Consider the following 23,743-nt stretch of genomic DNA (forward strand, 5'->3'; position numbering starts at 1 on the left):
CGGCACCCGGTCCGTTCCTACCATGCCGTCCCCGGCGCGGCGGCCCCGCCTCCCGCGTCAGCGGAAGTCGCGCGAGGTCGTGCCGACCTGGAGCGAGAGCGGCGCGAGGTGCTCCGCGACGAGGTTCGTGGCGCCGTCGGCCCGCTCGAGCCGCCCGCGCACGACGAGCGCCGCGGACCCGCGCGCGACCTTCCGGAACCGCTGCCACAGCCCGGGCGAGCACACGACGTTGAGGATGCCCGTCTCGTCCTCGAGCGACAGGAACGTCACGCCTCCGGCGGTCCCGGGCCGTTGCCGGTGCGTGACGACGCCGCCCACGGCGACGCGCGACGGCGGGTGCGGGCGCGTGCCCGGCACTTCGCCCGCCGCGCGCTCCGCCGCGTCGACCTCCTCGATCTCGCGCGACACCGCCACGGCGCCGACGACGGTGAGCACCCCGGCCGCGGTGAGGCCGTCGCGCACGTACTGCGTCGGGTAGGAGTCGGTCGACACACCCGTGGCCCAGACGTCGGCGACGGCGGTCTCGACGTCGGTCATGCCGGGCAGCGCCGGCGCCTCGACACCGACGCTCACGCCCGGCAGCGTCCCCGGACCCTCCTGCGCGAGCGCGCCGGCCGCCCACAGCGCCTCGCGTCGCGTCACGCCGAGGCCGTCGGTCGCGCCGGCGGTCGCGAGCCCCTCGAGCTGGGCGGTCGTGAGGTCGACACGCCGCACGAGGTCGCGCAGGTCGCTGAAGGCCCGCCCCTCCCCCGGTGCCCCGCGCGCCGCGACGACGCGCTCGGCCGCGTCCTTCCCGAGCCCGCGCACGCTCGCGAGCCCGAGCCGCACCGCGAGCCCGAGGTCGGGCTCCGGCCCGTAGCGGGTATCGACCCCTACCTTCCCGCCGAGCATGCGGCTGTCGCCCGTCCGGGCGCCATGACGGTCCTCACCCGCATGCTCGGCGGGCGCAGCCGCATGGTCGGCGGGCAGCCGCTCGACCGTCGCCTCGACGTCGGACGCGTTGACGTCGGGGCGCAGCACGGTGACGCCGTGGCGGCGCGCGTCCGCCACGAGAGACTGCGGCGAGTAGAACCCCATGGGCTGCGCCGCGAGCAGCCCCGCGTAGAACGCCGCGGGGTGGTGCACCTTGAGCCACGAGCTCGCGTAGACGAGGAACGCGAACGAGTACGCGTGCGACTCGGGGAACCCGAAGTCGGCGAACGCCTTGAGCTTGTCGTAGATCTCCTCGCGCACGGCCGGGTCGGTGACGCCCTTCTCCCGCATCCCGTCCATGAGCCGGCCCCGCAGCTCCTCCATGCGCTCGACCGACCGCTTGGACCCCATCGCGCGCCGGAGCTGGTCGGACTCCTTCGGGGAGAAGCCCGCGACGTCGATCGCCATCTGCATGAGCTGCTCCTGGAACAGCGGCACGCCCTTCGTCTTGCCGAGCGACTTCTCCAGCAGCGGGTGCAGGAACGTCACCTCCTCCCGGCCCCGCGCCCGGTTGATGTACGGGTGCACGGAGCCGCCCTGGATGGGACCCGGGCGGATGAGCGCGACCTCGATGACGATGTCGTAGAACGTCCGGGGCCGCAGGCGCGGGAGCGTCGCCATCTGCGCGCGCGACTCGACCTGGAACACGCCGACGGTGTCGGCCGCGCACAGCAGGTCGTACACCGCCGGGTCGTCCTCGGGCAGCGTGTGCAGCGCGAGGCGCGGGCCGCCCTCGTGCCGTTCCACGAGGTCGAACCCGATGCGCAGCGCCGTGAGCATCCCGAGGCCGAGGAGGTCGAACTTCACGAGCCCCGCGTCCGCGCAGTCCTCCTTGTCCCACTGCAGGACGGTGCGGCCCTCCATGCGCGCCCACTCGACGGGGCACACCTCGATGACGGGGCGGTCGCACATGACCATCCCGCCCGAGTGGATGCCCAGGTGCCGCGGGAGGCGCAGCATCCGGTCGGCGAGGTCGAGCACCGCGTCCGGGATCTCGCCCTCCTGCGCGGCCGACGGCGGCCGGTGCGCGGGCACGACGTCGTGCGTGTCGTCCGCGCGCAGGACGTCGCCCTCGTCCACCGCGAGCGGGTCGACGACGCGCGCGCCCCGGCCGGTGAGGTCGGGCGACCAGTCCCGGCTCCCCCACAGGCGCGACGTCGCGGCGTCCTTCCGGGCGGTGCGCGTCGTGACCCGCGGCGCGGCCGGGCCGGTGGAAACCGGGGTCTTCGCCGCGATCGCCCGCTCCTTCGCCGCCCGGTCGGCCGCGGGCGACGACGGGTCGGGACCGCGCAGCGACCCCCACCGCTCGATCGACTTGCTCCACGCGTCGGCCTGCCCGACGTCGTACCCCAGCGCCCGGGCCGCGTCGCGCACCGCCGACTTCGGCCGGTAGGAGATGACGTTCGCGACCTGCGCGGCGTGCGTGCGCCCGAACGTCTCGTAGACGTGCTGGATGACCTCCTCGCGCCGCGCCGACTCGATGTCGATGTCGATGTCCGGCGGGCCGTCGCGCTCGGGCGCGAGGAAGCGCTCGAACAGCAGGCCGTGCTTCACCGCGTCGACGGCCGTGATGCCGAGCGCGTAGCAGACCGCGGAGTTCGCGGCCGAGCCGCGCCCCTGGGCGAGGATCCCGTTCCTGCGGCAGAACTCGACGAGGTCGTAGACCACGAGGAAGTACCCCGGGAAGTGCAGGTCCTCGATGACGCGCAGCTCGTGGTCGATCTGCGCCCACGCGCCCGTGATCTTCTCCTGGCCGCGCGGCCCGTACCGGTCCTCGCCGCCGCGCCGCACGAGCTCGCGCAGCCAGGTCGCCTCGGTGTGCCCGTCCGGCACCGGGTAGGGCGGCAGGTCGGGTGCGACGAGGTGCAGGTCGAACGCGCACTCGTCCCCCAGCGCGGCCGCGGTCGCGACGGCCTGCGGGTGCCGGGGGTGGCGCGCGAGCATCTCCGCCGCGGAGCGCAGGTGGGTCGTCGGGGCACCGGGCAGCCAGCCGTCGAGGTCGTCGAGCGACGAGCGCGCGCGCACGGCCGCGAGCGCCCCCGCGAGGTCGGCGTCGCGCGGGTGGGCGTAGTGCGCGGCGGTCGTCGCGACGAGCGGCAGCCGGGCGTCGGCGGCGAGGTCGGCGAGCGCCGCGTGGAGGTCGGCGTCGCGCGGGTCGTCGGTCGTGGTGATCTCGACGGCCACGTTGTCGGCGCCGAAGAGGGCGACGAGACGGTCGAGCTCGCGGCGGGCCGCGGCGCGCCCGGACGTGACGAGCGCGCGCCGCACCGCGCCCTTGCGGCACCCGGTGAGCACGAGCCACTGCCCGGCGGCCTCCGCCGCGAGCTGCTCGAGGCGGTAGTCGGCGGCGCCCTTGGTGCCCGTCGCGAGGTGCGCGGTCGCGATCGCGCGCGACAGGTTGCGGTAGCCCTGCGTGCCGCGCGCGAGCACGAGCAGGTGGGTCGAGCGCGGGTCGGGGACGCCGGTGGGCGGGTCGAGCACGGGCGCGCCGGTCGCGGTCGGCGCGGGCAGGTGCAGCTCGGACCCGAAGACGGTGGGGAGACCGACCTTGCGCGCGGCCTCGGCGAAGCGCACGACGCCGTACAGGCCGTCGTGGTCGGTGACGGCGAGCGCCGACAGCCCGAGCCGCGCGCCCTCGGCGGCGAGCTCCTCGGGGTGGGACGCGCCGTCGAGGAAGCTGAACGCGGAGTGCGCGTGGAGCTCGGCGTAGCGCGGGCCGGTGGTCCGGTCAGTCATACAGGCCCTCCACGGTCCACCGCCCGCGCGCGCTCGCGAGGAGCAGGCCGCGGCCGTCGTCGAGCAGGACCTGCACGTGCACGCGGCGCCGCGGCGCGGGCGTCCACCAGCGCTCGGCGAGCGGCCACGGCCCGGCCCAGTCCACGACGGCGCGCGACGACCCGGGCCCGGGGAGCGCCGCCTCGTCCCGGGGTGCCGCCGCACGGCGCGGGCCCTCCTCCGGCGCGGGGGCCGGCCACCGCACGGTCGCGGGCTCGCCGCTCATCGCGAGGCGCGCGTCGACGACGACCGGCCGCCCGGCGCCGTCGAGCACGACGACGTCCTGCGGCTCGACGGGCACGAGCGCGGGGGCCGGGCTCGGCAGCGCGCCGGGCCACGGCAGGGCCGGGTCGCGCGGGCGCACGACGTCCTCCCCGAACGGCACGAGGTGCACGCGGTCGGTCGCGTCGCGGCCGCCCTGGACCTGGACGCGCAGGACGGCGTCGCCGCCGAGGATGCCCTGCACGCGCCCGAGCGCGCGGTGGGCCCGCGCGTCCTCGCCGCTCGACGCGCCCCACAGGCGCGGCTGCTCCGCCCCCGCGGGCACGACCTCCTCGGCCGTGAGGGACAGGCGGGCCAGCGGCGCGACGCCCGGGACGACGTCGGCCCCGCCGGGCGAGCCGCCCCGCTCTCCTCCGCGACCGCCCCCGCGCCCGGCCCGGGCCGCGCGCCCGGCGCGGACGGACGTCGTGGTGAGCCAGCCCTCGAGCTGCCACCGGACCTTGTCCGTGAGGCGCGCCGGGCTCATCGCGCCCGGCCCGTCGAGCCGCCAGGTGCGCTCGAGGTCGTCGCCCTCGACGGTCCGCGCCGTGATGCGCAGGCGCCCGGCGACGAGCGAGCGCGCGACGAGCTGGTCGTGCAGGTCCTCGGAGAGCCGACGCGCGGCGAAGGTCGCGACGTCGACGCGCTCGGCGGGCGGGTCGAGCTCGGCGCTCACCGCGACGTCGGGCTCGATGCGGCGCCGCGCGGGCGGGCGCAGGTCCTCGCCGCGCGCGAGCCGGTGCGCCCACGCGCCGAGGTCGCCGAAACGCCCCTCGACGGTCGCGGGCGGCAGGGCCGCGAGCGCCCCGAGGGTCCGCACGCCGAGCCGGCCCAGGAGGTCCACGAGCTCGTCGACCGCGACGGCGGCGTCCGGCCGGGCGGTGACGTGCACGAGGTCGCGCGCGGGCCGCGGCGCGAGGAACGCGGCGGAGCGGCCGGGCGGGACGACGGCGGCGTCCCGCGCGGCGAGCACGGCGGCGAGGATGCCGTCGGCGACGCCCACCTGGCTCTCGTGGCCGGTGCGCTCGGCGACGCGCGCGACGAGCGCCTCCGCGAGCGCGGCGTCGGACCCGTGGTACCGGCTCGCCCCGGCGGCGGGCAGGAGCAGCAGGCCGGGCCGGGTGATCTCCAGCCCCGCGACGACGGTCTCGGCCGCGAGCGCGACGGGCTCGAACTCGCGGGCGTCGCGCGCGTCGTCGACGTCGAGCAGCTCGAGCTCGGGGCAGCACTCGCGGGCCCGACGGCGGCGCATGCCCCGGCGCACGCCGTGGGCGCGCGCGGTCGCGGAGACGGCGACGACGCGGCGGCCGTCGTGCGTCGCGGCGGGGACGTGCGCGGGGACGTCGCGCACCGCCATCGCCGCGAGCACCGGCCAGTCCGGCACCCACAGGGCCGCCGTGCGGGTCGGGCTCGTGGTCATCCGACGAGCCGGAGCCGGGAGGGCCGGTCGGGGTCGTCGGCCCGGGCGGCCTCGTGGGCGGTCACGGCGGCCCCGGCCACGGTGGCGCCGGTCCCGGCCGCGGGCCGGGTGCCCCGGGCGTCCTCGGCGAGGAACGCGGGCCAGTCCTCGTGGACGAGCGGGAGCTCGACCTCGAGCCGCGCGGGGCGCGCGGCTCCCCCGCGGCCCGCGCGCTCGACGACGAGGGTGCGACGGCGCAGCCAGCCCGCGCCGCGGTCCGCCCCGGACCAGCCGCCGCCCGTCACGGTGAGCGCGACGTGCGCGCCCGGCCACGTCCCCGCGGCGACGAGCAGCGCCCCGCGCTCGCGTGCCCGCGCGGCCAGGCGTCGTCGGTCGGGGTCGGTGAGGGCGGCGTCGGGCCCGACGACCACGACGTCCAGGCCGTCGACGAGCGCCGAGATCGCGAGCGCCGCGTCCGGGCCGGGCCGCGGGACGAGCACGACGCGGTCGAGGTCGGCGCCGGCGTCGGCGGCCGCGAGCAGCCCGACGGCGGGGAACCCGACGGCGGCGGTCCACGCCCCGGCCTGTGACGGCCGCGCGACGAGCGCGAGCAGGAGGCTCGTCGAGCCGCGCACCGCCAGCACGGTGCCGCGCTGGAGGGCGCCGAGCGGGAGGAGCGGCGCGAGCGCGTCGTGCACCGGCCACACCCGCTCGTCCGTGCCCGCGTCCCGGCTCGCGCCCGAGGTCCGGACGTGGCGGGTGCGGGCGCGTGCCGGAGGGTCGGGCGGTGCGGGGGCGGGCCGCACGACCGGCGAGGCGGCGGCGTCCGCGAGCGGGGCGACCTCGGTGAGGAGGGCGGTGCCGGCGCGCAGGAAGGTGTCGGCACGCGGGGCGGTCTCGGTGCGCGGGACGACGGCCGGTGCCGCCGGGGCGGTGAGCGGTTCCGGGGCCGGGGGGGCGACGACGGGACGGTGTCGGCGGACGCCCGTACGCTCCTCCGCACGGCGCAGGACGGCACGGGCGCGCTCGGCCTTGTCGACGGCCGCAGCCGTCGGGCCTGGTGCCCCCGCCCGTTCGGCGGGGTCGGCGAGAAGGGTCATCTCGCCTCCCGGGATGCTGCTCGGACGGGACGCGCACCGCGCGTCGACTGCTGGGGGCGTCGTTCTGCACCCGCCAGTGTTCGAACAAACGTTCGAACACTTCCAGTGAACGACCGCCGCTCCGAGGTGTCAACTCCGCAGGTCGGAGGCGCCTGCTTCGTCCGAGATGCCCACCCCAACCTTCGACCCCCACTGGAGACTTGCCCGAAACCCTCGACCTCTACCTGACCCTCCTCCCCCGCCGACCATGCAGCTGTCGCCCGTCCGGCGGGCGGCACGGGCTGCGACCGCATGCTCGGCGGGCTCGAGGGGCTCCGGGGGCGTGTTCGGCATCCGGCCTCTCCCGCGCGGCGGCCCGCCGGGGTGGCAGGCTGACGCCATGGACGCCCGCACGACCCTGCCCACGCTCGGCTCGCTCACCTGGGAGCCGGCGCTCGACCACCTCGACCTCGTCGCCCCCGTGACCGCCGACGCGCTGCGCCGGTGGGCCGACGCCGACCCGGACGTCGCGACGCTCGTCGCCGTGACGGAGATCGACCCCGACCTCGCCGACACCGCGACGCTCAACACCGCGTTCGACCTGCCCGTCGAGGCCTCGGCGAACTGCGTCGTCGTGGGCGGCACGCGGGCGGGCGACGAGCGCATCGCCGCCGCCGTCGTGCGGGCGCACACGCGCGCCGACGTCAACACGCGCGTCCGCAAGCTGCTCGACGTGCGCAAGGCGTCGTTCCTGCCGACCGACCGCGCGACGGCCGAGTCCGGGATGGAGTACGGCGGCATCACGCCCGTCGGGCTGCCCGAGGGGTGGCGCGTGCTCGTCGACTCCCGCGTCGTGACCGACGGCGCGCTCGCGCTGATCGGCAGCGGCGTGCGGCGCTCGAAGCTGCTGCTCCCCGGCGACCTGCTGGGCCGCCTGCCCGGCGTCGAGGTCGTCGAGGACCTGGCCGTCCCGGTCGCCTGACCCGTCCCACCCTGCCGAGCACGACCTGGCGGTCGCCACGGGCGGCCTGACGACCGCCAGGTCGTGCTCGACGCCCGGTGGTCAGCGATCCAGGACGACGAGCCGCTGCGTCGCGCGCGTCATCGCGACGTAGCGGTCGACCGCGCCCTCGATGCCGTCGCCGAACGCCTGCGGCTCGACGAGCACCACGAGGTCGAACTCGAGGCCCTTCGCCGTCTCGGGCGTGAGCCACCGCACCCGCGCGGACCCCTCGCCCTCGCCACCGGCGCAACCGACCCTGCCGTCCGACTCCTCGCCGGACGGCCCGGACGGCCCGGACTGCTCGGACGGCTCGGACGGCTCGGTGGCACCGATGACGCACGCCGTGCCGTCCCCGTGCTCGGCGAGCCACGCGCCGAGGACCGCGTCGAGGTCCGCGACCGCCCCGTGGGCCACGGGCACGCCCGTGCTGCGCACCGACGTCGGGACGTTCGCGTCCGGGATCGCGGCCCGGACGACGGGCTCCGCCTCGGCCATGATCTCCCGCGGCGTGCGGTAGTTGACGCTCAGCGACGCCTCCTCGACGCGGGCGAAGCCCACGCGCGCGAGCCGCTCGCGCCAGCCCTCGGGGAAGCCGTGGCGCGCCTGGGCCCGGTCCCCGACGACCGTGACGCTGCGCGACGGGCAGCGGCTGAGGACCATCTGCCACTCGGCGTCGGTGAGCTCCTGCGCCTCGTCGACGACGACGTGCGCGAAGGGCCCCGCGAGGCGGTCCGGCGTCGCGACGACGAGCGCGCCGTCGTCCACGAGCGCGTCGCGCAGGTCCTGGCCGCGGAGCATCTGCATGACCCCGAGCTCGCTGTCGTCGGTCGCCACGAGGTGGTCGACGACGTCGTCCATGCGCGCGCGCTCCGCCGCCACGGCGGCCTCGTTGCGGCGGCGTCGGCGCGACGCCTCCGGGTCGCCGAGCCGACGGCGCGCGGCGTCGAGCAGCGGGAGGTCCGCCGTCGTCCAGGCGTGCGCGTCCTCGCGCTGGAGCGCGCGCACCTGCTCGGGCGTGAGCGACGGCGCGCACAGGCGCAGGTAGGCGGGCACGGACCACAGGTCTGCCACGAGGTCCGTCGGCTCGACGAGCGGCCACGCGCGGTCGAACGCGGCGCCGAGCCCGCGGTGGCCGCGCAGGGCGCGGCGCACGTCGTCGGCCTCGACGTCGACGCCGTCCTCCGCGGCTCCCCCGCAGGCCTTGTCCACGAGGATCTCGACGAGCGCGGCCCAGACGTCGTCGCGCGCCTCGTTGTGCGGGGTGCCCGGGTCGACGGACTCGAACGCCTCGGCCCAGTCGGCCGGGGAGAGCCAGACGTCGGCCCACGGCGTCTCGACCTCCCTGCCCTCGGCGGGCGGGCGTTCGGAGAACCGCACGGCGGGCTCGATCGCGGCGACGAGCTCGGCGGACGCCTTGAGCCGGGCCACCTCGGGGTCGGCCTCCGCGCGCGCCGTCGCGCCCTCGGGGACGAGGTCGCGCAGCGTGCAGGTCTGCACGCCCTCCTCGCCGAGGCCGGGCAGCACGTCGGCCACGTACGCGAGGTAGGGACGGCTGGGCCCGACGACGAGCACGCCGCCGCGCCCACCACCGTGCCCGCCGCCATGCCCGCCAGCGTGCCCACCACCGTGTCGGCCCCCGTGCCCGCCGCCCACGTGCGGGTCGGCGTACAGCAGGTAGGCCGCGCGGTGCAGCGCCACGACCGTCTTGCCCGTGCCGGGGCCGCCGTCGACGACGAGCGCGCCGCGCGAGCCCGCGCGCACGATCGCGTCCTGGTCGGCCCGGATCGTGCCGAGCACGTCGCGCATCCGCGGCGACCTGCTCGCGCCCAGGCTCGCGACGAACGCCGACTGGTCGTCGAGCGCCGCGCTCGACCCCGCGCCGTCGGGCACGAGCTCCTCGTCCCAGTAGTCGGTGACGCGCCCGCGCGCCCACCGGTACCGGCGCCGCGCCGTGAGGCCGAGCGGCCGCGCGGGCGTGGCCGCGAAGTACGGCTCGGCGGCGCGCGAGCGCCAGTCGACGAGCAGGCGCTCCCCCGCCGGGTCGGTGAGGCCCACGCGGCCCACGTACACCGGGGCGGAGCCGTCGGCGAAGGTCATGCGGCCCAGGCACAGGTCGACGCCGTAGCGCCTCAGCAGCCGCAACCGGCTGCTGAGGCGGTGGATCTCCTGGTCGCGCTCGAGCGCCTCGGTGCCGCTCCCGCCCGGCGCGCGCCGGGCCGCGTCGAGACGCTGCGCGAGGTCGGCCACGGAGTGCTCGAGGCTCGCGGCGACCGCCGCGAAGTGGCGCTCGTCGGGGTCGACGAGCGCCGGGTCGGCCTTCGCGGCCAGCCGCGCGGGCAGGTCGAAGAACGGCGCGGGCTGCGGGTCCTGGTCCGCGGTGGAGTGGGTCGACGGGCGGCGGGACGGGTCGGTGGTGGCGGTCACGGGGGCGTCGGGCAACGTCATCAGCTCCGGTCCGGGTCCTGCGGAGGGACGCACGGGCCACGACGACCCGCGCACGAGCGGAGATTCTGCGCCCCCGAGGGGGCCTTGCCGCAAGACCCCCCGTGCGCTATACGTTGGAGAGGGAGGCCGGTCGGGCCTCTTTTTTCGTGCCACCCTGTGCGCATGACGCACGCCCCGCCGCTGCCCGCGGACGACACCACCGCCGCACTCCATGAGCTGGCCCTGCGCTGGCGCGATGAGCTCCGCGGCCGCGCCGAGGTCTCGCTGCCCCACGAGGACGGCGGCGCGGAGGGGTTCTCGGTCACGCCCCGAGCCGACGGAGCGGCCGAGGTCTGGGTCATGCACGACGCCGAGGGCATCGTCGTGGGCATCGATCGATGCCCGGGGTGGGAGCTCCCCCGCACCGCGTCGAGCGTGGCGACGATCGACGCGGTGGTCGAGGCCGCCGTCGCCGGCACGATCGAGGTGGGCTCAGGTCGTGGGATCCGGCGCTATCGGGTCACCACGAGCGGCGGCGACGTCCTGGAGGACGCGTTCGAGGGGTTCCTGGCCCTCGCCCTGTCCATGCCCTGGCGTCCGCGGCTGCGGTGGGAGACGACGACACCGTACTGAGCCGACGCCGCCCGACGACCGGGCGTCAGCTCTCGGCGCGGCCCTCGCGCCAGTAGCCCATGAACGCGACGGCGCGGCGGTCGACGCCGAGGTCGGCGACGAGGTGGCGGCGCAGCGTCTTGATGGCGCTCGCCTCGCCCGCGAGCCACGCGTAGAGGACGGTCTCCTCGTCGAGGAGCCCGGGGACCTCCCAGAGGATCGACGCGTCCACGTCGACGTCCTCGAGGTCCTCCGCGGTGCGGCACTGGACGGGCGGGTCCGTCCCGAGGACGCCCGCACCGAGCATGCGGGCGGCGGCCTCCTTGACGGCCGGCACGAGGCGCGCGCCGTGGGCGTCGTGCGGCCCGCCGGGGACGTCGTCGCGCGCGAGGAACGTCACGCGCACCCCGGGCGGGGTCACGAGGTCGCGCGCGTCGCCCACGTGCGGGACCTCGACGTAGACCTCGCCCCACGCGTCGGCGGGCAGGTCCTCGCAGATCGCCGCGAGGGCGGGCAGCGCGGTCTCGTCGCCCGCGAGCAGGAGCGCGTGCGGGCGGGTGGGCGGGCGGAACTCGATGCCGCCGGCCGGGCCGTCGAACGTGGCGTCCGGGCCGAGCAGGACGAGCGGCGTGCCGACCTCGGCGGCGAGCGCCCAGCGCGACGCGGGGCCGGCGTCGCCGTGCAGCACGACGTCGACGTCGACCTCGCGCGCCTCGGGGCGCACCGCGACGGTCGTGTAGGTGCGCAGCGGGTTGCGGCGCTCCTCGGGCTGGTCGCGCCACGCGGCGTACCAGGACTCGGCGTCGCGCACGAGGTGCTCGTAGCCGCCGTCGGGCGCGGGGAGCACGAACTTGATCCGGACGTCGAGCCCCGGGTCGCCGAAGAGGTCGAGCTCCGGGCCGGTGAAGGTGAAGCGGCGGAAGCTCGGCGAGAGCTGCTCGACCCGCGCCACCTCGACGTCGAAGAAGCGCCAGGGGGCGGTCGCACGGGCGACGGGACGACGAGCGCGGGTGCGGGGTGCGACGACGGTCTGGCTCACACAGGTGAGGCTAACCTACGCGCCCACCGCGGGGTCAACCCGTCCGGGACGCGGACCTGCGCCCGGCGGGGTGAGACACGTCACGCTCCGCGGCCGCGGCTGCGCCAGAGCAGGTAGACGAAGTACGGCGCGCCCAGCAGCGCGGTGCCGAGACCCGCGGGGATCTGCCCCGGCGCGATGACGACGCGGCCCAGCGTGTCCGCGACGGACACGAGGAGGGCCCCGAGCAGCATCGCGACGGGCACGACCCGGGAGTGCCGCGACCCGACGAGCGCGCGGGCGGCGTGCGGCGCGACGAGGCCCACGAACGCGAGCGCCCCGATCGCGCACACGGCCGCGGCGGTGAGCAGCGCGGCGACGCCGAGCAGGAGCAGCCGCGTGCGGTCGAGCGCGACGCCGAGGACGCGCGGCGTGTCGTCGTCGAGCGCCACGACGTCGAGGTCGCGCCGGAACACCGCGGTGAGCGGGGTGAGCACGAGCAGCGCGAGCGCGACGGGGATCAGCTGCTCGAGCGTGCGCCCGTACGTGGAGCCCGACAGCCACGTGAGCGCGAGGTTCACGTCCCACGGCGCGACGACGACGACGAGGAGCGTGATGATCGCCATCACCCCGGCCTGGGCGCCGATGCCGATGAGCACGAGCCGGTCGGAGCTCAGCCCGCCGCGGTAGGAGAGCCCGTAGACGAGCCCGAACACGGCGAAGGCCCCGATCGCGGCGGCGGCGGACATCGGCCAGATCCCGACGCCGGGGACGAGCAGGATCATCGTCACGGCACCGAGGCCGGCACCCGACGTCACGCCGAGCAGGCTCGGCTCCGCGAGCGGGTTGCGGCACACGGCCTGCACGATCGTGCCGGCGAGCGCGAGCGCGGCGCCCGCGAGGAGGGCCGCGAGCACGCGCGGGACGCGCTGGTCGAGCACGAACGTCACGTGCCGGCCGGCGACGCCGGCCCACCAGTTCGCGACGTCGCCCAGCAGCACGACCCGGTCGCCGAGCAGGAGGCCCGCGACGGCGGCCGCGGCGACGGCGAGCGACAGGACGACCACGACCACGACGACCGCGCGCCGCGAGCGCGGCCGGCTCAGCGCACCGTGCCCGCCGCGGGACGACGCGGGCCCCGAGTCGCGCAGGCGGCGCGCGAGCCACACGAGCAGGATCGCGCCGAGGACGGTCGTGACGATGCCGGTCGGCACCGCGATCGAGAGCGTCCCGGGCAGCAGGAGGCGGAGCAGGACGTCGGCACCGAGCACGACGACCACGCCGACGAGGGCCGCGAAGGGCAGGAGGAGGACGTGCCGCCCGAGCCCGGGCACGCGACGTGCGACGAGGCGGGCCACGACGGGCGCCGCGAGACCGACGAACCCGACCGGCCCGGCGACGGTCACGGCGATCGAGGCGAGCAGGACGGCGACGAGCACCGAGGCGACGCGCGTGCGGCGCACGTCGACGCCGAGGACGGTCGCGGCGTCGTCCCCGAGGCCGAGGAGGTCGAGCCGGCGCGCGAGGACGAGCGCGGCGAGGACGCCGACCACGACGACGGGCGTGGCCAGCGTGACCGTGCGCGTGCCCGACTGGACGATCGAGCCGCTCCCCCACGCGAACAGGCCCATCGTCTCCTGCTCGAACAGCACGAGGAGGACCGTCGTCAGCGAGTGGAGCGCGAGCATGATGGCGGAGCCGGCGAGCACGAGCCGGGTCGGCCCGTCGGCGCCGCCGCGCGCCAGGACGAGCACGAGCCCGGCCGCGGCGAGCCCGCCGAGGAACGCGAGGCCGCCCTGGAGGTAGAACGGGACGGAGAGGCCGAACGCGGCGACCACGACGACCGTGAGGTAGGCGCCCGCGTTGACCGCGAGCGTGTCGGGCGACGCGAGCGGGTTGCGGGCGACCGACTGGAGCACCGCGCCGGCGACGCCGAGCGCGACCCCCAGCAGCAGGCCGGCGAGGAGCCGCGGCACGCGCGACGCGACGAGGACGGCGACCGTCTGGTCGACCCCGTCTCCCCCGGTCGCGAGGCGCAGCAGGTCGAGCGGGCCGACGTCGGCCGTGCCCTGCGTGAGGTGCACGGCGGCGAGCACGAGCGCGACGACGACCGCCGCGAGGAACGCGCCCGCGACCCCGAGGCGCGACGTCCGCGCGCGGGGGGCGGTCGCCGTCGGGCCCGGGGCGGTGCCGGTGCCCGGAGGGACGCCGCCCTCCGGGCCGTCCGCGCCGGGGACGACGGCCGGAGCCGGGTCCTCCAGGAGGAGGGTGTCCGGCTCCGGCGCGGTGCGCTGCTCTCGCCTGCTCACAGTGGGTCTCGTCAGCCTTCTCGTCGTCCTGGCGGGGTGCGCCCGGGAGGGTGCCGCGTCAGGCCGTCAGGGCCTCGACGACCGCGTCGGCGTAGGCCGCGGCGGACAGCGGGCCGCCGAACATCCAGATGCCGTCGGGCAGACGGTGCACGTCGCCGGCCGTGACGAACGGGAGCTGCTCCCACACGGCGTTGCCGGCGAGGCCCTCCTCGAACGGGTTCGCCTCGGAGTCGCTCGCGACGTAGAGGAACTGCACGTCGCCGAGCTGGGTGAGGCCCTCGACGTCGGTCTGCGCGAGGCCGTAGTCGGGGTCGCCGCCCTCGGTCCAGGCGTTGACGAGGCCGATCTCCTCGCCGATGGCGCCGAAGAACGAGCCCGGCGTGTACATGCGGATCGAGACGGCGCCGTTCGTCACCCAGCCGTCGGCCATCGTGAAGTCGGCCCCGGCGAGGCCCGCCTCGTCGAGCGCGGTGGTGGCCTCGGCGATCTTCGCGTCGTACTCCTCGAGCGCGGCGGCCGCCTCGTCCTCGCGGCCCGTCACGGTGCCGAGCGTCTCGACCGTGGAGCGCATGTAGCCGATGGGGTCCTCGCCGTCGGAGCCGCGCAGCGCGAGCACCGGCGCGACCTCCTCGATCTGCGCGATGACGTTCTCCGGCAGGTCCGTGGTCGTCACGACGAGGTCCGGCTCGAGCGCCGAGATCGCGTCGAGGCTGGGCTCGCCGCGCGTGCCGACGTCGGGCGTGCTCGCGTCGATCGGCGCGACGGTGTCCCACGTGTTGTAGCCCTCGACGTCCGCCTGGCCGACGGGCTCGACGCCCAGCGCCACGAGGTTCTCCGTGAGGCCCCACTCGAGCGAGACGATGTCGGTGGCCGGGGCGTCGAGGGTGACCTCGCCGCGCTCGTCGGTGACGGTGACCGGGCCGGACGCGGCGTCGGTCGTCGCGCCGTCGGACGTGCCGTCGGTCGCGGGCTCCTCGGTCGTGCCGCACGCGGCGAGCGCGAGCGCGGTCGCGAGCGCGACGGCGCCCACGGCGAGGGAACGGGTGGTCGAGCGCATGGGTGTCCTTCGGGTTCGGTGCGGAGGAGTGCGAAGAGGTGCGGAGAGCGCGGCCCGGCGGCCGGCCGCGCGGTCAGACGAGGACGGCCGCGTCCAGCCGGGCGGCGTGCCGACCGAGCGGCTCGCAGCACGTGCGCCCCGTGAGGGGGTGCGTGTAGACGTCGACGTGGATGCCGTAGACCTCGGTGAGGAGCTCGGTCGTGAGCACGTCCTCGGCCCGGCCCGTGGCGCGCACGACGCCGCCGTGGAGCAGGACGACGTGGTCGGCCACCGCGGCGGCCTGGTTGAGGTCGTGCAGGACGACGCCCACCGCCACGCCGTGCTCGCTCGCCAGGTCGCGGACCAGGTCGAGCAGCTCGACCTGGTAGCGCAGGTCGAGGTACGTCGTCGGCTCGTCGAGCAGGAGCACCTTCGTGTCCTGCGCGAGGCACGTCGCGAGCCACACGCGCTGCAGCTCGCCGCCGGAGAGCTCGTCGACGCCACGGTCGGCCATCGCGGTGATGCCCGTGACGTCCATGGCGTGCGCGATCGCGCGCGGGCCGTCGGGGTCGTTCGAGCGGAACCGGCCGCGGTAGGGGTGGCGCCCGTAGGCGACGACGTCGCGCACGCTCACGCCCGACGGCGTGGGCCGGCTCTGCGACAGGAGCGTCACGCGCCGCGCGAAGTCCTTGGCGTGGAGCGCGAGCGCGTCGGGCTCGTCGTCCAGGGCGACGGTCCCGGCGTCGGGCCGGTGCAGGCGCGCGAGCGAGCGCAGGAGGGTCGACTTGCCCGAGCCGTTGGGTCCGATGAGGGCCGTGACGGCCCCCGGGGCGAGCTCGAGCGCGGCGCCGTGGACCACGGTGCGGTCGTCGTAGGACAGCCGCAGGTCGTGACCCGCGAGCGCCGGGGCGCCGGGCAGGCCCGGCGCGACCGAGGCAGCTGAGGTTCCACTCACAAAGGTGAGGCTAATCTATGTCGCCCGCCCGGAACCAGCCCCTCGCGCCCGTGTGACGGGGCTCACGAACGGCGTCGTGGTCAGCCCTCGTCGGCCCGGCCGGCCCGCCGTCGGGGCTCTCGCCCGCCCGCGGTGGGCGGCGCGTGGTCCTCGTCCGCCGCGTGCGCGCGCGTCGGGGACGCGTGCCGCTCCCCGCCGAGCGCGACGGGCACGACGAGGGCCCGGTGGTCCGACAGCCCCGTGTCGACCGCGACGGCGGGCGCCGTCGCTCGGACCGGGCCGTGCGCGAGCACGTGGTCGAGCTGGCGCGCGGGCTCGCCGACGGGGAACGTCGGCGCGGAGGCGAGCGGACGCCACCCGCTCGTGCGCGCGGCCTGGGGCGCCTCGATGTTGAGGTCGCCGAGCAGGACGACGGGCTCGTCGTCGGGCACGTCGGCGGCGAGCTCCCGGGTGAGCCGCACGAGCTGCGTGAGGTTGCGCCCGGGCACGAAGGTCAGGTGCGTGCACACGACCGTCACCGGCCCGCCCGGCGCCTCGACGCGCGCGACGAGGGCCGCGCGCGGCTCGTCGCGCACGAGCGTCGGCAGCCGGCGCCCGGGGAAGCGCACGGGCACGCGCGTGCGGGGCGCGGGCAGCAGGACGGTGCGCCACGCCGTGACGGGGTACCGGCTCACGACGGCGATCCCGTAGGCGGCGCGGCCCGGCTGGTGCTCCCCCGTCGGCGCGGTCCACACGCCGGGCTCGCCGACGAGCGTCGCGACGAACCGGTGGTCGACGGCGCCCGCCGCCTCGGCCGCGACCGCGGTGAGGTCGGCGCGGTGCGAGCGGGGCTGGTCCCGGTCCACCTCCTGGAGCGCGAGGACGTCCGCGTCGAGGGCCCGGACGGCACCGGCGAAGCGGTCGACGTCGACGCGGTCGTCGACGAGCGACCGCCCGTGCAGGATGTTGAACGTCGCGAGGCGCACCCTCCCGATTGTGGGGACCACGGCCCGACGCCGCACGCGCTCCGCGGGGCGACAGCTCCCCCGTGGCGACGTGCCAGCACCCCCGGGGTGGTGTAGACCCTGGGCATGGTGGACGACAGGGACGCACTGCACGACGGCCTCCGGATGACCGCCGCGGCGCTGGCCGAGGCCGAGATCCCGCACGCGCTCGTCGGCGGCTACGCGGCGTGGGCGCGCGGGGCGCCGGAGCCGAGCCACGACGCCGACTTCGCGATCCGCGAGGTGGACGTGGACCGCGCGCGCGAGGTGCTGCGCGAGGCGGGGCTCGAGATCACGGAGCCGACGGAGAACTGGCTCTTCAAGGCGTACCACGGGGGCGAGCTCATCGACGTCCTGTACCGGATGGTCGGCGAGCCGATCGATGACGACCTGCTCGCGCGCACCGACGAGCTCGAGGTCCTCGCGGTCCGCATGCCCGTGCTGTCCGCGACCGAGATCATGGCGTCGAAGCTGCGCGTCCTCGGCGAGCACTACTGCGACTTCTCGCGGCTCCTGCCGGTCGCGCGGGCGATGCGCGAGCAGATCGACTGGTCCGACGTCCGGGAGCGCGTGGACGACAACCCGTACGCCCGCGCGTTCCTGTTCCTCCTCGACGAGCTCGCCGTCGTGGACGCGCAGGACATGGGCGACGACTCCCTCGGCTCGCGCACCGATGCGGCCGAGCCGGCGTCCGGGGACCCGTCGAGCGCGCTGGAGTGAGGCCGACCCCCGTTCGCCGCGCGAGCGGGACGGACCCCGGGAAGGGTGTGGTCGTACCGCCCGCCAACCACAGGAGGTATCACCGATGAGCACGGTCACCCAGTCGATCGACGTCGACGTCCCCGTCCGCACGGCCTACGACCAGTGGACCCAGTTCGAGGAGTTCCCCCGCTTCATGGAGGGCGTCGAGGAGATCCGCCAGCTCGACGCGACGCACACGCACTGGAAGACGAAGATCGGCGGCGTCGAGCGCGAGTTCGACGCGGAGATCACCGAGCAGCACCCCGACGAGCGGGTGGCGTGGAACAGCACGTCGGGCCCCGACCACGCGGGCGTCGTGACCTTCCACCGGCTGAACGACACGCAGACCCGCGTCACGGTCCAGCTCGACTGGACGCCGGAGGGGGTCGTGGAGAAGGTGGGCGACGTCCTCCAGCTCGACGAGCGCCGCGTCAAGGGCGACCTCGCCCGGTTCAAGGAGTTCATCGAGTCCCGCGGGGCCGAGACGGGCGCGTGGCGAGGAGACGTCAGCTGACGACCCGGAGCACGTCGCCGGCCACGGCCGGCGACGACACCCAGCACGTCACGGAGCGGGTCCGGTTCGCCCGGGCCCGCTCCGGCGCGTCGTCCGCGCCGTCGACGGCGTCGGCGGCGCCGGCGGCGGCGGGCGCCCCGGAGGTGCGCTGCACGGTCGGCGACCTCACCGCCGTCGTGCACGTGTCCGGGGCGGATGCGCCCGACGTCGTGGTCGTGCTCGTGCACGGCGTCGGGTCGTCGGCGCGCGCGTTCGACCCGGTGCGGCGCGCGCTCCTGCGGCCGGGCGCGCTCCCCCGGGTCGCGGTGCACGCGATCGACCTGCCCGGCTTCGGCGCGGCGCCCCGCGCGGCGCGCGACGTGTCGATCGAGGAGCACGCGGCCGTCGTCGCGGAGCACGTGCGCCGCCACGTGCTCGACCTCCCCGACGGGGCGCCGCGCCCCGTCGTCGTGCTCGTCGGCCACTCGATGGGCGCGCAGGTCGTCGCCCAGGCCATGGCCGACCACCCCCGCGAGGCGCCCGCGGGCGTGCTCGTCGGGCCGACGGCGGACCGCCACGCCCGCAGCGCGCCGCGCCAGGCACTGCGGCTCGCGCGCGACGCGGGGGGCGAGCGGCCGCGCGCGCTCGGGACACTCGCCGTCGACTACGTGCTGCGCTGCTCGCTGCCGCACTACGCGCGCCAGGTCCGGCACATGCTGGCGCACCGGCTCGAGGACGTCGTGCCGCACGTGCCGGGGCGTCTCGTCGTGGTGCGGGGCGCGCACGACCCGATCGCGCCGCGCCGGTGGTGCCGCGAGCTCGCGCTCGCCGCGCCGCGCGGCATGTTCCGCGAGGTCCGGGGACGCCACCATGCGATGGACGCCGACCCGGAGGGGATCGTCGCCGCCGTGCGTGATGCCGGTGGACTGCCGCGCGGACTGCCGCGCGGACTGCCGCGAGACCTGCCCCAAGGCCTGCCCCGGGACCTGCCGTGAGGGCGCCCCGCTGGCCCCGCTCCCTGCGGCTGCGCGACCGCGCGGTGGACTACGCGTACGTCGCCGCGCGCCAGGTCCAGGGCGCCCTGCGCGCGCGCCGACCCGTCCCGACCGGCCCCGGCGGCGCGAGCCCCGTCGTGCTCCTGCCCGGCGTCTACGAGACGTGGCAGCTCCTCGGGCCGGTCGCGACGGCCCTCGCCCGGGCCGGGCACCCCGTGCACGCCGTGCCCGGCCTCGGCTACAACCGGCGCCCGTTCGCCGAGGCTGCCGACCGCACGGCGGCGTTCCTCGAGCGGTCCGACCTGCGCGACGTCGTCCTCGTCGCCCACAGCAAGGGCGGCCTCGTCGGCAAGCGCGTCATGCTGTCGGCCGCCGGGCCGCGCGTCGCCGGCATGGTCGCCGTGGCGACGCCGTTCCGTGGCTCGCGCTACGCGCAATACCTCCTCGGGCGCACGCTGCGCGCGTTCTCGCCGCGCGACGCCGCGCTGGTCGCGCTCGCCGCCGAGCGCGGGGTCGACGCGCGCATCACGGCCGTCTACCCGCGCTTCGACCCCCACATCCCCGAGACCGGCCGCCTCGAGGGCGGACGGAACGTCGAGCTGCCGCTCGCCGGGCACTTCCTCCCGCTCGGCGACCCGGCACTCGTCGAGGTCGTGGTGCGGGAGGTCGACCGGTTCGCCCGGTCGACCTCCCGCGACTGAGCGGGGCGCTCAGGCCGAGCCGGAGGGCTCGCCCACCGCGACGCGCACGAGCTCCTGCGTGCACCGGGTCATCGCCACGTACAGCCCGTTCCACCCGCGCGGCTCGGCGGCGACGCCGTCGGGGTCCACGACGACGACCGCGTCCCACTCGAGGCCCTTCGCCTCCGACGTCCCGAGGACGGGCACGCCCTCGACCGCCGCGCGCAGCGTCGCGAGGCGCGCGACCGGCCCCACGACGCCCACGGTCCCGCCGTCGTACCGGGCCGCGAGGCGTGCGACCTCGGCGGCGACCGTCTCACCCAGTCGTCCCGGCGCACCGCCCGGGACGACGACGTCCCGCGGCTCGACGCCCGCGTCCCGCACCGCGCGCGGCGGGTCGTTCCGGCTGCCCGCCGCGCGCAGCACCGGGCCGACGAGCGCCATGACCTCGCGCGGCGTGCGGTAGCAGATGGTGAGGTCCGCGCGCCGCCAGCGGTCCCCGAGGACCGGCCCGACGGCGTCCGCCCAGTCCGTGTGACGGTGCGGCGCCTCGGTCTGGTCGACGTCCCCGACGGCCGTCACGGACCGCGTCGGGCAGCGGCGCAGCACCATGTGCCACTGCATGGGCGAGAGCTCCTGCGCCTCGTCGACCACGACGTGCCCGTAGACCCAGTCGCGACGCGCGGCCGCCCGCTGCGCGAGGAACTCGCCCTGCTCGCCGGGCGCGTCGGGAGCCCCCAGCGCGTCGGCGAGCGCGTCGAGCAGCGGCACGTCGCTCGGTGCGAGCGCGGGCGGCCCGCTCGTGACGCGACGCACCTCGGCCGCCGTCAGGTCGGGCGCGTGGCGCGCGAGGAGCGCGGCGTCGCCCAGCAGGTGCGCGAGCGCGGTGCGGACGTCCGTGACGGGCCACCAGGCGTCGACGGCGGCCGCGAACCCGGCGTCGCGCGCGAGGTCCTCCCGGAGCCGGTCGAGGTCCTCCTCGGTGAGCTCGCCGTCGACGTCGCCGCCGCGCGCGCCGGTCGTGGGGGCGCGGTCGTCGCGCGCGGCGAGCCCGGCGTCGAGCTTCCCGAGCACGTCCTCGAACCCCTCCTCGACCCGTTCGAGCAGCTCGGCGTGGCGTGCCGCGGCCTCGTCCACGAGAGCGTCGAGCAGCAGGTCCACGGCCCGGCCCCGCGCGGCCAGCACGCTGCGGCCTCCCGCGCGAGAGGCACGGAGGACCTGGGCGACGCGGGCCGCGTCGAGCGTGAGCGGCTCGCCGTCGAGGCGGACCGTGAGGGCTCGCGCGTCCGGGACGAGGGAGTCCGCGTACCGGGCGACGACGCCTTGCCACAGCGCGCGCCCCTTGATCTCCGCGACGTCGCGCGCCTCGTCACGCTCCGACGCGACGCCGGGCACGAGCGTGTCGCACGTCGCCGAGACGACCGCCGTCTCCCCGAGCGCGGGCAGCACCTGCGCCACGTACTCGAGGAAGCGCGACGACGGCCCGAGCAGGAGGACGCCCCGCTCCGCGAGGTGCGGGTGGGTGAACAGCAGGTACGCGACGCGGTGCAGCGCGACGACGGTCTTGCCCGTCCCCGGGCCGCCCTGCACGACGAGCACCTGGTCCGCCGGGGCGCGCACGATCGCGTCCTGCTCCGTCTGGAGGGTCGCGACGGCGGTGCCCATGCGCCCGGTACGGCGCTCCGACAGCGCCGCGAGCAGCGCGCCCTCGCCGACGAGGCCGCCCTCCTGCTCCGCCCCGGTCGCCGAGCCGTCGAGCGGCTCGTCGTCCACGCCGGTGACCCGGTCCCCCGCGGTCCGCACGTGCCGACGCCGCGCGAGACCCTGCGGTTCGCGCGCTGTCGCGGTGTAGAAGGCGCGTGCACCGTCAGCACGCCAGTCGAGCACGAGCGGGTCCGCGTCGTCCTCGGGCGCAGTGATCCCGACGCGCCCGACGTGGCGCGTGACCCCGTCGACGGTGTCGACGCGGCCGAAGACGAGCCCGCTCTCCGCGCGCTCGAGCTCCGTGCGACGGCGGCGCAGCCCGGCGCGCCGCGCGCGCTCGACGACGGCCTCGGCCCCGGGCGGGCCCGCGGCCGGGACCCGGTCGGCGACGTCGTCGGCAGGGGCGGCGAGCTGCGCGTCGAGCTCCGCGAGGAGCTCCGCGCGGCGGGCGAGCGCGGCGTCGAGGTGCTGCTGCTCCTCGGCGACGGCATGCGCCGCGGCGTCGCGCAGGCGGTCGGGACGGGTGGTGGCCCGCTGGGACGGGGAGGGCTGGACCGGCACGGGACCTCTTCTCGTACGACGTACGGACACGGGCCCAACGCGTCGGGGAGCACCGTTGTTCCCGTCGCTCCCGCCGCGACCGACGAGTCAGGGGACGCGCGTCGCCCAGAACGCGACAGCCGACGCCGCGGCGACGTTGAGCGAGTCCACTCCCCCCGCCATGGGGATCGTCACGACCCGGTCCGCCGCCTCGATCGCGCCGCGCGACAGGCCGTCGCCCTCCGTGCCGAGCACGAGCGCGAGCCGCTCGGGCGGGTCGGCCACGACGTCGTCGAGGCTCACCGCGTCGTCGGCGAGGGCGAGCGCCGCGACCGTGAACCCCTCGTCGCGCAGCAGGTCCAGCCCGCCCGGCCACGTCTCGAACCGCGTCCACGGCACCTGGAACACCGTGCCCATGCTCACGCGCACGGAGCGGCGGTAGAGCGGGTCCGCACAGCGCGGCGAGACCAGCACCGCGTCCACGCCGAGCGCGGCTGCCGAGCGGAAGATCGCCCCGACGTTCGTGTGGTCCACGATGTCCTCCAGCACCGCGACCCGCCGCGCGCCCGTCCCGCCGCGCGCCGCGGAGAGCAGGTCGCGCACGGGGACCAGCGGCGGGCGGTGCATCGCCGCGAGCGCCCCGCGGTGCAGGTGGAACCCGGTGATCGCCTCGAGCACGTCGGGCGCCCCGACGTACACCGGGACCTGCTCGCCCGTGCCGCCCGGGGCGTCGTCGACCGGCAGCGCGGCGATGTCGTCGGCGAGGTCGTCGAGCCAGCGCTCGGCCATGAGGAACGACCGCGGGCGGTGTCCCGCGGCGAGCGCGCGCCGGATCACCGTCGAGCTCTCGGCGATGTACAGCCCCTTCTCCGGCTCGTGCTTGGACCGCAGCGCGACGTCGGTCAGGCGGTTGTAGTCCGCGAGGCGGTCGTCGGCGGGGTCGGTGACGTGCACGACCCGCAGGCCGGCTCGGGTGCTGGTCTCGCTCACGTCGTCGATTCTCCCAGGCATGCCACGCGCCTTGATCCCCGGCTTCGTTCTGTCTAGTCTGTCCAGACAGGACGAGGGGCGGGGGTCGCATGAGCTGGCAGGTGCAGGACGCGAAGCAACGCCTGAGCGAGGTCTTGCGAGAGGCCGAGAACGGTCCCCAGGTCATCACCCGGCACGGCAAGGAGATCGCCGTCGTCGTCGGGATCGACCTCTACCACGAGCTCGCCGGGGTCCGGGTGGAGCTCGCCGACTATCTCCTCGAGGCACCCACGGCGGACGACCTCGACCTCACCCGTGACCGCACTCCGTTGCGCGAGCTCGACCTCGGGGCCGACGCGTGAGGTACCTGCTCGACACGAACGTCGTGTCCGAGCTCGTCCGAACCCGACCGGACGAGCAGGTCGTCGCCTGGCTCCGCGGGCTGCGGACGCACCAGATCTACCTCTCGGTGCTGACCGTCGGCGAGATCCGCACGGGAGTCCAGCGCCTCGTGCCCCGCGACGCCGCGCGGGCGACCGCGCTCGAGACGTGGGTCCACGGTCTCGAGGAGACGTACGGGGACCGCATCCTCCCCGTGACGCTCGAGATCGCGCAGCGATGGCCGGCCGTGCACGCGGCGCGCCCGCTGCCCGTCGTCGACTCCCTGCTCGCGGCGACCGCGCTCGCCCACGGGCTCACGGTGGCGACACGGAACACCCGGGACTTCGTCGACAGCGGCGTCCCCGTCGTCAACCCGTTCTCCTCACCCTGACCGCTGACCGCCGGCCGCTGGCG

General features: G+C 76.8%; 19 protein-coding genes. 8 read left to right on the forward strand and 11 right to left on the reverse strand.

All coding sequences use genetic code 11. The features are described 5' to 3' along the window. Positions 1-57: 57 nt before the first annotated feature. The 3 genes from MT994_RS04250 to MT994_RS04260 are packed head-to-tail and all read right to left on the reverse strand — an operon-like array spanning position 58 to position 6,507. A complete protein-coding gene (locus MT994_RS04250) occupies positions 58-3,708 on the reverse strand; it encodes an error-prone DNA polymerase (protein WP_354805259.1) in 3,651 nt (1,216 codons plus the stop codon). Next, on the reverse strand, positions 3,701-5,428 hold the full coding sequence (locus MT994_RS04255; RefSeq protein ID WP_354805261.1) for a DNA polymerase Y family protein: 1,728 nt from the start codon (positions 5,426-5,428) through the stop codon (positions 3,701-3,703). The genes MT994_RS04250 and MT994_RS04255 overlap by 8 nt, the downstream gene beginning before the upstream one ends. Next, positions 5,425-6,507 carry a hypothetical protein gene (locus tag MT994_RS04260; RefSeq protein WP_354805262.1) on the reverse strand — a complete coding sequence of 361 codons (1,083 nt, stop codon included), beginning with the start codon at positions 6,505-6,507 and terminating at the stop codon, positions 5,425-5,427. Before MT994_RS04260 ends, MT994_RS04255 begins: the two co-directional genes overlap by 4 nt. A 379-nt stretch (positions 6,508-6,886) precedes the next feature. Here MT994_RS04260 and MT994_RS04265 point away from each other — a divergent pair, with 379 nt between their 5' ends. Next, a complete protein-coding gene (locus MT994_RS04265; RefSeq protein WP_168945952.1) occupies positions 6,887-7,468 on the forward strand; it encodes a YbaK/EbsC family protein in 582 nt (193 codons plus the stop codon). 81 nt (positions 7,469-7,549) lie between these two features. Here the strand turns inward: MT994_RS04265 and MT994_RS04270 are convergent, their stop codons facing one another. Next, positions 7,550-9,829: an AAA family ATPase gene (locus MT994_RS04270; protein WP_354805476.1), complete on the reverse strand. Its 2,280-nt coding sequence runs from the start codon at positions 9,827-9,829 to the stop codon at positions 7,550-7,552. Between the two features lie 267 nt (positions 9,830-10,096). Between MT994_RS04270 and MT994_RS04275 the strand changes: the two genes are divergently transcribed. Beyond that, positions 10,097-10,546 carry a hypothetical protein gene (locus tag MT994_RS04275; RefSeq protein WP_157446620.1) on the forward strand — a complete coding sequence of 150 codons (450 nt, stop codon included), beginning with the start codon at positions 10,097-10,099 and terminating at the stop codon, positions 10,544-10,546. 25 nt (positions 10,547-10,571) lie between these two features. On the opposite strand, the gene MT994_RS04280 is transcribed toward MT994_RS04275, so the two are convergent. The 5 genes from MT994_RS04280 to MT994_RS04300 all read right to left on the reverse strand — a co-directional run bounded on the left by MT994_RS04280 (position 10,572) and on the right by MT994_RS04300 (position 16,808). After that, a complete protein-coding gene (locus tag MT994_RS04280) occupies positions 10,572-11,564 on the reverse strand; it encodes a siderophore-interacting protein (protein ID WP_083385089.1) in 993 nt (330 codons plus the stop codon). Between the two features lie 80 nt (positions 11,565-11,644). Beyond that, positions 11,645-13,852, reverse strand: coding sequence for an iron ABC transporter permease (locus MT994_RS04285; protein WP_354805265.1), 2,208 nt, complete (start codon positions 13,850-13,852; stop codon positions 11,645-11,647). A gap of 58 nt (positions 13,853-13,910) precedes the next feature. Then, entirely contained in the window at positions 13,911-14,909 is a 999-nt protein-coding gene (locus MT994_RS04290) for an iron-siderophore ABC transporter substrate-binding protein (protein WP_354805266.1), read from the reverse strand. A gap of 73 nt (positions 14,910-14,982) precedes the next feature. After that, the gene (locus tag MT994_RS04295; RefSeq protein ID WP_034650823.1) at positions 14,983-15,807 is read right to left on the reverse strand and encodes an ABC transporter ATP-binding protein; all 825 of its coding nucleotides are present in this window, start codon (positions 15,805-15,807) and stop codon (positions 14,983-14,985) included. Positions 15,808-15,923: 116 nt separating this feature from the next. Next, on the reverse strand, positions 15,924-16,808 hold the full coding sequence (locus MT994_RS04300; protein WP_354805267.1) for an endonuclease/exonuclease/phosphatase family protein: 885 nt from the start codon (positions 16,806-16,808) through the stop codon (positions 15,924-15,926). A 105-nt stretch (positions 16,809-16,913) separates the two neighbouring features. On the opposite strand from MT994_RS04300, the gene MT994_RS04305 reads away from it, so the two are divergent. From MT994_RS04305 to MT994_RS04320, 4 genes are all read left to right on the forward strand, one after another. Next, a complete protein-coding gene (locus MT994_RS04305) occupies positions 16,914-17,546 on the forward strand; it encodes a nucleotidyltransferase family protein (RefSeq protein ID WP_076404711.1) in 633 nt (210 codons plus the stop codon). A gap of 85 nt (positions 17,547-17,631) precedes the next feature. Further along, positions 17,632-18,081: an SRPBCC family protein gene (locus tag MT994_RS04310; RefSeq protein WP_021483430.1), complete on the forward strand. Its 450-nt coding sequence runs from the start codon at positions 17,632-17,634 to the stop codon at positions 18,079-18,081. Then, the gene (locus MT994_RS04315) at positions 18,060-19,055 is read left to right on the forward strand and encodes an alpha/beta fold hydrolase (protein ID WP_354805268.1); all 996 of its coding nucleotides are present in this window, start codon (positions 18,060-18,062) and stop codon (positions 19,053-19,055) included. The genes MT994_RS04310 and MT994_RS04315 overlap by 22 nt, the downstream gene beginning before the upstream one ends. After that, positions 19,052-19,756, forward strand: coding sequence for an alpha/beta hydrolase (locus MT994_RS04320; protein ID WP_194522810.1), 705 nt, complete (start codon positions 19,052-19,054; stop codon positions 19,754-19,756). Before MT994_RS04315 ends, MT994_RS04320 begins: the two co-directional genes overlap by 4 nt. A gap of 9 nt (positions 19,757-19,765) precedes the next feature. Here MT994_RS04320 and MT994_RS04325 read toward each other — a convergent pair whose 3' ends face one another. Further along, positions 19,766-22,000, reverse strand: a complete 2,235-nt coding sequence (locus MT994_RS04325; RefSeq protein WP_354805270.1) for an ATP-binding domain-containing protein — start codon at positions 21,998-22,000, stop codon at positions 19,766-19,768. A gap of 87 nt (positions 22,001-22,087) precedes the next feature. Then, positions 22,088-22,969: an RNA methyltransferase gene (locus MT994_RS04330; protein ID WP_228485368.1), complete on the reverse strand. Its 882-nt coding sequence runs from the start codon at positions 22,967-22,969 to the stop codon at positions 22,088-22,090. 89 nt (positions 22,970-23,058) lie between these two features. On the opposite strand from MT994_RS04330, the gene MT994_RS04335 reads away from it, so the two are divergent. Then, on the forward strand, positions 23,059-23,310 hold the full coding sequence (locus MT994_RS04335) for a type II toxin-antitoxin system Phd/YefM family antitoxin (RefSeq protein WP_085387794.1): 252 nt from the start codon (positions 23,059-23,061) through the stop codon (positions 23,308-23,310). Further along, positions 23,307-23,720 (forward strand): type II toxin-antitoxin system VapC family toxin, encoded by a 414-nt coding sequence (locus tag MT994_RS04340; protein ID WP_194522811.1) that lies wholly within the window; start codon positions 23,307-23,309, stop codon positions 23,718-23,720. The genes MT994_RS04335 and MT994_RS04340 overlap by 4 nt, the downstream gene beginning before the upstream one ends. Positions 23,721-23,743 lie beyond the last annotated feature (23 nt).

The organism is Cellulosimicrobium sp. MI9406 (assembly GCF_040595865.1).
GTDB lineage: Bacteria > Actinomycetota > Actinomycetes > Actinomycetales > Cellulomonadaceae > Cellulosimicrobium > Cellulosimicrobium funkei.

What these genes read in the sequence shown, in the direction of transcription:
- MT994_RS04290 (WP_354805266.1), bottom strand. Translation starts at nt 14,909, where the DNA reads ATGCGCTCGACCACCCGTTCCCTCGCCGTGGGCGCCGTCGCGCTCGCG.
- MT994_RS04335 (WP_085387794.1), top strand. Translation starts at nt 23,059, where the DNA reads ATGAGCTGGCAGGTGCAGGACGCGAAGCAACGCCTGAGCGAGGTCTTG.
- MT994_RS04265 (WP_168945952.1), top strand. Translation starts at nt 6,887, where the DNA reads ATGGACGCCCGCACGACCCTGCCCACGCTCGGCTCGCTCACCTGGGAG.
- MT994_RS04275 (WP_157446620.1), top strand. Translation starts at nt 10,097, where the DNA reads ATGACGCACGCCCCGCCGCTGCCCGCGGACGACACCACCGCCGCACTC.
- MT994_RS04310 (WP_021483430.1), top strand. Translation starts at nt 17,632, where the DNA reads ATGAGCACGGTCACCCAGTCGATCGACGTCGACGTCCCCGTCCGCACG.
- MT994_RS04305 (WP_076404711.1), top strand. Translation starts at nt 16,914, where the DNA reads ATGGTGGACGACAGGGACGCACTGCACGACGGCCTCCGGATGACCGCC.
- MT994_RS04260 (WP_354805262.1), bottom strand. Translation starts at nt 6,507, where the DNA reads ATGACCCTTCTCGCCGACCCCGCCGAACGGGCGGGGGCACCAGGCCCG.
- MT994_RS04255 (WP_354805261.1), bottom strand. Translation starts at nt 5,428, where the DNA reads ATGACCACGAGCCCGACCCGCACGGCGGCCCTGTGGGTGCCGGACTGG.
- MT994_RS04250 (WP_354805259.1), bottom strand. Translation starts at nt 3,708, where the DNA reads ATGACTGACCGGACCACCGGCCCGCGCTACGCCGAGCTCCACGCGCAC.